The sequence below is a fragment of the Deferribacterota bacterium genome, from assembly GCA_034189185.1.
In the GTDB taxonomy this organism is placed as follows: domain Bacteria; phylum Chrysiogenota; class Deferribacteres; order Deferribacterales; family UBA228; genus UBA228.
In genome coordinates this window covers 1-7,057 of record JAXHVM010000091.1, presented here as the reverse complement: position 1 = coordinate 7,057, position 7,057 = coordinate 1, and the positions used below count along the sequence as shown (strand labels likewise).

The window sequence follows — 7,057 nt, the reverse complement described above, 5'->3', positions numbered from 1 at the left end:
AAAAAAATGTGTATAGATAGATATAGGCTGTGTATATAAATTTTAAGCTTAAATGTAATGTTTATTTTATCTAACTCACAGATCATTTATGTTTAATTTATTGTTTTAATTAGTTACATATCAAATTTATTAATCCAATCTTTTATTGTATCTTTTATCTTATCTCTTATTATCCTTGTTTGTGCCAATTTTTCATCATAGGTCCCCTGAAATCGTGAAGGGTCGTCAAATTCCCAATGGATACGCTCAATAGTTGAAGGAAAAACTGGACATCTTTCAGTTTGTGACTTATCACAAACAGTAATTACATAATGGAAAGATTTTTCACTTTTTAGGAGATCAAATACGCTTTTAGTCTTGTTTTTTGATATATCAATACCAATTTCCTTCATAGACTCAACTACTATAGGATTAAGCTTTCCTGGTTCAAGCCCAGCACTTTCCACTTCAAATTTATCTCCTGCAAAGGCTTTGAGAAATGCCTCACACATCTGGCTTCTGGCAGAATTATGCACACATACAAAGAGAACACTCTTTTTCATAATTAAACCACCTTACGAAATTTATTAGCATCTTTTAATATAAATACCTTCCTTTGAAAAATATATCAAGTTAGTTTAAAGTTAATATAATTATATAAAATATAAATTAATATATCTAGCACATTAATTTTACTTGTCAATTTTGTTTATTGAGTTCAGAGAATTGGCTTATTATATAAAAATATTTATAATTTTTATTAAAATATTAAACTCTATAAAATGATTTCTTATATTATAACTAAATTTAATAAAATTAAAAAAATAAAATTAAAAGTATATAAGTGTCTAAAATATAAACATATTAATTGATATTTAAAAATAAACTAAAATTAAGTTGACATTAATTAAATGCCTTTATAAAATTTATTTAAATATTAATAAGATTATAAAGCACTCATGCTTTTTGTAAATTTTAAAAATATTTTATGGAGGAAATAGATGGAAGAGACTAAAAGCAAACTTTTTAATATTAATAGGAGGGATTTTATAAAATATTGTACTATTATTTCTGGAATTTTAGGATTGCCTCCTATTTTTACTCCAAAAATTGCTGAAGCACTAGAAAGTGACAGTAGACCTCCTGTTATATGGCTAGAATTTCAAGATTGCGCAGGAGATACTGAAGCTTTACTTAGAGCTAACAGTCCATCTGCTGGAGAGCTTATACTTGAGTATATATCATTAGATTATCATGAAACTATTATGTCTGGGGCAGGAACACAAGCAGAAAAATCAAAAGATGAGACATTTGAAAAATATAGAGGTAAATATATATGCATAGTTGAAGGTTCAATTCCTACAGCAGAAAATGGTGTGTATTGTACTGTTGCTGGCAAAACAGCACTTAATACATTGAAAGAAGTAGGTGGCAACGCAGCAGTTGTTGTAGCAGTAGGCACTTGCGCGACCTATGGTGGGATACCTGCAGCATATCCTAACCCAACTATGGCAAAAGGTGTAGATGACATCATTAATAATGTGCCAGTTGTTAATCTGCCCGGATGTCCTGTCAATGTTGATAATTTAACCGCAACAATAGTACACTACCTTATTTTTAATGCTATACCTGCACTTGATAATTTTAAAAGACCAAGATTTGCATATGGTAAAAGGATACATGACAACTGTGAAAGAAGAGCCCATTTTGATGCTGGTCAATTTGTTGAAAAATGGGGCGACAGTGGCCATAGATCTGGATGGTGTCTGTATAAAATGGGTTGTAAAGGGCCAGAGACCTTTCACAATTGTCCAACAGTCAGATATAACGATGGTCTTTCATGGCCTGTTATGGCAGGGCATGGTTGTGTAGGTTGCTCTGAGCCTGCATTTTGGGATACAATGACACCTATTTATAAAAGACTTCCAAATGTTCCTGGTTTTGGAGTTGAAGCCAGTGCAACAAAAATAGGTGCAGCTGTTGTGGGGATTTCAGCTGCTGTTTTTGGTATACATGGAATAGTTAGCGCTATAAGACATAGAGATTTTGTAAAGAAAAAAACTAAAGAATATGAAGAAAAAATTGATGATTAGGGGGTAATATAATGGCTCAAAGAATAGTAGTTGATCCAGTAACAAGAATTGAAGGACATCTAAGGATAGAAGTAGTTGTCGAGAATAAACGGATTATTGATGCCTATTCGAGCTCAACAATGTTTAGAGGAATAGAAAAAATATTAGAAGGAAGAGACCCCCGTGATGCATGGTATTTTACCCAGCGTTTTTGTGGGGTATGTACAACCGTTCACTCAATTGCATCAATTAGAGCTGTAGAAAATGCATTAAATATACAAGTACCTTTTAATGCAGAAATGATAAGAAATATAATCATGGGTTCACAGGCAATACAGGATCATATAATACATTTTTATCATCTCCATGCTTTAGATTGGGTTGATATCATTTCTGCATTGAAAGCTGATCCCAAGAAGACTTCAAAACTACAACAGTCAATATCAGATTGGAAGTTTTCAAGTGAAGCATATTTTAAGTCAGTACAAGACAAAATAGCGTCTTTTGCAAAATCTGGCAGACTTGGTCCTTTTAAAAGCGGATATTGGGGACATTCTGCAATGAAATTACCCCCTGAGGCAAACTTGATGGCAGTTGCACACTACCTAGAAGCTCTTTATTTACAGAAAGAAATGATCAAAATCCACGCTATTTTGGGTTCTAAAAATCCACATCCTCAGACCTTTTTAGTAGGAGGTATGTCTATCCCTATTGATCCAAATAGCCAAAATGCTTTAAATTCAGGCAAGATTTCACTGATTAGAAAATATATTAATCAAGCAAAAGAATTCACAGAAAAAGTTTATATCCCTGATTTATTAGTCATAGCCCCTTTTTATTTAGACTGGTCTAAAATTGGTGCAGGACATAAAAATTATCTTTCTTATGGAGATTATGCTGAAGGATGGGTATATCCAGAAAGTCTGTATTTGCCTGCTGGTATTATAATAAATGGAGATTTATCGAATGTGTATGATGTTGATGAGAAAAAAATAACAGAGTATGTTACTCATTCATGGTATAAATATAGTGATGGTGATAATAAATCAAAACATCCACTTAATGGAGAAACAAAATGGAATTATACAGGCCCGCAACCTCCATATGATTACTTAAATGTAGAAAATAAATATTCTTGGGTTAAATCACCACGTTATGATGACAAGCCGATGGAAGTGGGTCCACTTGCAAGAATGTTAGTAGCATATGCAAAAGGGCATAAAGACGTAAAAAATATAGTAGATTTTGTTTTAGGGAAAATCAATACAACACCTGATAGTTTGTTTTCAACGCTTGGTAGAACTGCTGCAAGGGGTATTGAAACTCAGGTTATAGTAAATAGGCTAGGCAAATGGTTAGATATGTTAACTAATAACATTAAACAGGGGGACTATGAGATACATAATAGTAGTAGATGGGATCCATCTAGTTGGCCAAAATCAGCCGAAGGGTATGGTTTGCATGAAGCTCCAAGGGGTTCTCTAGGGCACTGGATAGTTATTGAGGATAAAGAGATAAAAAACTATCAGGCAGTTGTGCCAACAACATGGAACGCAGGTCCAAGAGATGCACATGGTATAAGGGGCCCCTATGAAGAATCTTTAGTTGGCACACCCGTTGCTGACGAAACAAAACCTTTGGAAATATTAAGAACCATCCACTCCTTTGATCCATGCCTTGCATGTGCAGTTCATGTTGTTAACAAAAAAGGAAATATTTTATCAACAGCTAAGATTCTTTAGAGAGGTGTTTTAATGGCTGAATATTGTGCTGTAAGAAGATATGTATATGTTTGGGAAGTCCCAATAAGAATAGCCCATTGGGGAATTTTTTTCTCTATTATTGTCCTTTCATTCACAGGTATATATATTCATCATCCCTTTATAAATGTTGCAGGCATAGAACAACCTTATCTTATGGGTTGGATGCGCACAATTCACTATATAACGGGGGCAATTTTTATGTTTTTCGTTCTCTTAAGAATTTATTGGTTTATAATAAGTGGTCGCTACGGAAGTTTAAAAAGTTTTGTATCATCAATTGACAAGAAACATTTTAAAATTTTTCTAGATTATGTTAAATACTATGCATTTTTAAAGAAAGATCCCCCTCATGTGATTGGCCATAATCCATTAGCAATTGTAGCCTACTTTATACTTTATATACTGTTTATATTTCAAATAATTACAGGATTTGCCCTTTGGGGGTTATATGATCAAAATGGGTTATCATATGAGTTGTTTGGTTGGGTATTTAGCGTAGTAAATATCCAATGGATACGTTTCTACCACTTTATACTAATGTTCTTTATTGCAGGTTTTTTTATCAATCATATATATAGTGCTGTCTTATTTGATTTTAGGACTCAATCAGGTGAAATTAGTGCAATTTTTGCTGGGTGGAAGCCATTAAGAAATGAGAGTAATAATAAGGATTAGTATTTTTTGAAACATACGCTTATTTTAGGGCTTGGAAATATTTTGAAAGGGGATGATGGTGTTGGTGTTGCTGTTGTAAATGAACTTAAAAAAGAAGTCTCATCAAATAAATATCTAAAAATTATAGACGGCGGTACTTTGGGTTTAGATCTGTTAAATTATGTAGAGTGGGCAGATATACTTATAATTATAGATGCGGTTAATATTGATAAACAGCCTGGGACTATTATATATTCAAAAATAAATAATTTAAATATTGATATACCCTTTGGAAAGACTTCACATGAAGTTGATCTTGAAGATTTGCTTTTCTCAGCGAAATTGTTAGGTGTATTACCAGAAAAGATTATTTTTTACGGTATACAAATTGAAAAAATATCTGATGGTATTTCATTATCAAGAAGTGTAAACGAAAATGTAGATAAATTGTGTGCTTATATAAAAAAAGAGATTAAAGATAATATTTAATTATAAATTACTATGCATGAAGCTTCATTAGCTGCCAGTATCTTGGATATAGCTTTTGATATTGCTAAAGAACATAAAGCAGATAAAATCAACTCAATAAAGATATTAGTAGGGAAACTCAAGGCAGTTGATATAGATAGTCTGAAATTTGCATTTAATGCTTTAAAAGATGGAACTATTGCTGATAAATGTATTTTATACACTAAAGAAGTGGATATTAGAATAAGGTGTTATAGTTGTAAGGAATTATCAATATTGAAAGAAATTTCTATGGTATGCCCTTTATGCGCTTCTTTTGATATTGAGGTTTTAGAAGGCGATGAATTTTTAATAAAAGAGATGGAGGTTGATTGATGGAGAAAATCCTACTTGATCAAAAGATTCTTGCTAAAAACGAATTAATTGCAAGAGAGTTAAAAGAATTTTATAAAAGAAATAGAATATTTGTGTTAAATTTACTATCCTCGCCAGGGAGTGGTAAAACAAGTCTATTAGAACTTATATTGCCAAAACTTAGAAGTAAATATAACATTCTAGTTTTAGTAGGGGATCTACAAACTGATAATGATGCTAAACGTATAGAAAAAACCGGTGTAAAAGTGGTACAAATCAATACAGGCAAAGCCTGTCACTTAGATGCAAAAAATATATATGATGTTTTAAATAACTTTGAAAACTTGCAAGATATAGATATTCTGTTTATTGAAAATGTAGGCAATCTAGTTTGTCCAGCTAGTTTTGATCTTGGTGAGGATTTAAAGATTTTATTACTTAGCACTCCTGAGGGGGATGATAAGCCTGAAAAGTACCCTATAATGGTTAATTGTGCAAATTGTCTTGTTATTAATAAGATAGATCTTATTCCATATGTAAGATTTAATATAGATAAATGTATTGAAAGAGCTACTAGGATTAATCCTAAACTAGATGTTTTTAAATGTTCATGCTTGAGAGATGAGGGGTTAGAAAAAATAATAAATTATATTGAAAGAAAAGTCAGTGATAAACAGGTTGTACCTAATTAATTAAGCTAAAATGTGCTTACAAACAACTAAGAAAATAAAAGAGGGTTGTTTTGAATTTAAGCTTAGTGGAGTAGTTCAAGGAGTTGGCTTTCGCCCTTTTGTTTATAAGATTGCAGTCGAACACAATTTAAAAGGTTGGGTAAAAAATACTAATTATGGTTTATTTATTGTAGTCCAAGGTGCTCTTTCAAATATAGAGACTTTTAAAAAGCAATTAATTTCTGAGGCTCCTACTTTAGCAAGAATTAAGAAAATAGAGACCAGACAAATAAAAACTAAACAGATAACAGATTTTCAAATTCTTCTAAGTGATATAAAAGGAGATAGAAAGGCTCTTATTCCCCCAGATATTGCAATATGTCCAGCATGTGTTAAAGATGTTTTATCAGTGGAAAGCAGGTTTTATCTCTATCCTTTTACTAATTGTACAAATTGTGGCCCAAGATTTACAATTGTTGAAAGACTACCCTATGATAGAAAACAAACTTCTATGAAAGAATTCCCTATGTGTACAGATTGTGCCTTTGAATATAATACAATGAGTAATAGGCGTTTTCATGCGCAACCTATTGCATGCAACAGATGTGGCCCTAAAGTAAAACTTATAGGAAAAGATGGAAATATTTTACAAGAGAATTGGTTAACTAAAACGTGGCAGTTATTGAAAGAGGGTAAAATTATTGCAGCTAAAGGATTAGGTGGCTTTCATTTAATTTGTAAAGTTGAGCATAGTGTAATAGATAGGCTTAGACGTTTAAAGGATAGGGAAGATAAGCCATTGCCAGTTATGTGCAGGGATTTGTCTGTTGTTAAACATTTTTGTATTGTCACGAAAAAAGAACAAGATTTATTAACCTCTCCTATTGCACCTATAGTTGTGATGCCTGTGAAAAATAATGATACTCTACCATCAAATTTAACTAAAGGCTTGCCTACTTTGGGTGTAATGCTACCATATAGTCCATTACATTTATTATTATTACAAGGTCCAGAAAATATTTTAATTGCAACAAGTGCCAATATATCAGATTTGCCACTTATAAAAGATAATGAGCAAGCTTTAAGTAAATTGCAA

8 protein-coding genes are annotated in these 7,057 nt (G+C 32.0%); 7 read left to right on the top strand and 1 reads right to left on the bottom strand.

Features of this window, described 5'->3' with window-relative positions; genetic code table 11:
• Positions 1–113: 113 nt before the first annotated feature.
• Positions 114–542: an arsenate reductase ArsC gene (locus tag SVN78_07035; GenBank protein ID MDY6821358.1), complete on the bottom strand. Its 429-nt coding sequence runs from the start codon at positions 540–542 to the stop codon at positions 114–116.
• Positions 543–980: 438 nt separating this feature from the next.
• Here SVN78_07035 and SVN78_07030 point away from each other — a divergent pair, with 438 nt between their 5' ends.
• The 7 genes from SVN78_07030 to SVN78_07000 form a co-directional block, all read left to right on the top strand.
• The gene (locus tag SVN78_07030) at positions 981–2,072 is read left to right on the top strand and encodes a hydrogenase small subunit (protein MDY6821357.1); all 1,092 of its coding nucleotides are present in this window, start codon (positions 981–983) and stop codon (positions 2,070–2,072) included.
• Positions 2,073–2,083: 11 nt separating this feature from the next.
• The gene (locus SVN78_07025) at positions 2,084–3,793 is read left to right on the top strand and encodes a nickel-dependent hydrogenase large subunit (protein ID MDY6821356.1); all 1,710 of its coding nucleotides are present in this window, start codon (positions 2,084–2,086) and stop codon (positions 3,791–3,793) included.
• A 12-nt stretch (positions 3,794–3,805) separates the two neighbouring features.
• Complete coding sequence (gene cybH / locus SVN78_07020) at positions 3,806–4,489, top strand: Ni/Fe-hydrogenase, b-type cytochrome subunit (GenBank protein MDY6821355.1); 684 nt, start codon at positions 3,806–3,808, stop codon at positions 4,487–4,489.
• 6 nt (positions 4,490–4,495) lie between these two features.
• Positions 4,496–4,957: a hydrogenase maturation protease gene (locus SVN78_07015; protein MDY6821354.1), complete on the top strand. Its 462-nt coding sequence runs from the start codon at positions 4,496–4,498 to the stop codon at positions 4,955–4,957.
• A 12-nt stretch (positions 4,958–4,969) separates the two neighbouring features.
• A complete protein-coding gene (hypA, locus tag SVN78_07010; protein ID MDY6821353.1) occupies positions 4,970–5,311 on the top strand; it encodes a hydrogenase maturation nickel metallochaperone HypA in 342 nt (113 codons plus the stop codon).
• Positions 5,311–5,982, top strand: a complete 672-nt coding sequence (gene hypB / locus SVN78_07005) for a hydrogenase nickel incorporation protein HypB (protein ID MDY6821352.1) — start codon at positions 5,311–5,313, stop codon at positions 5,980–5,982. Before hypA ends, hypB begins: the two co-directional genes overlap by 1 nt.
• Positions 5,983–5,992: 10 nt before the next feature.
• The coding region (locus tag SVN78_07000; protein MDY6821351.1) for a Sua5/YciO/YrdC/YwlC family protein at positions 5,993–7,057 on the top strand (1,065 nt) is incomplete at its 3' end.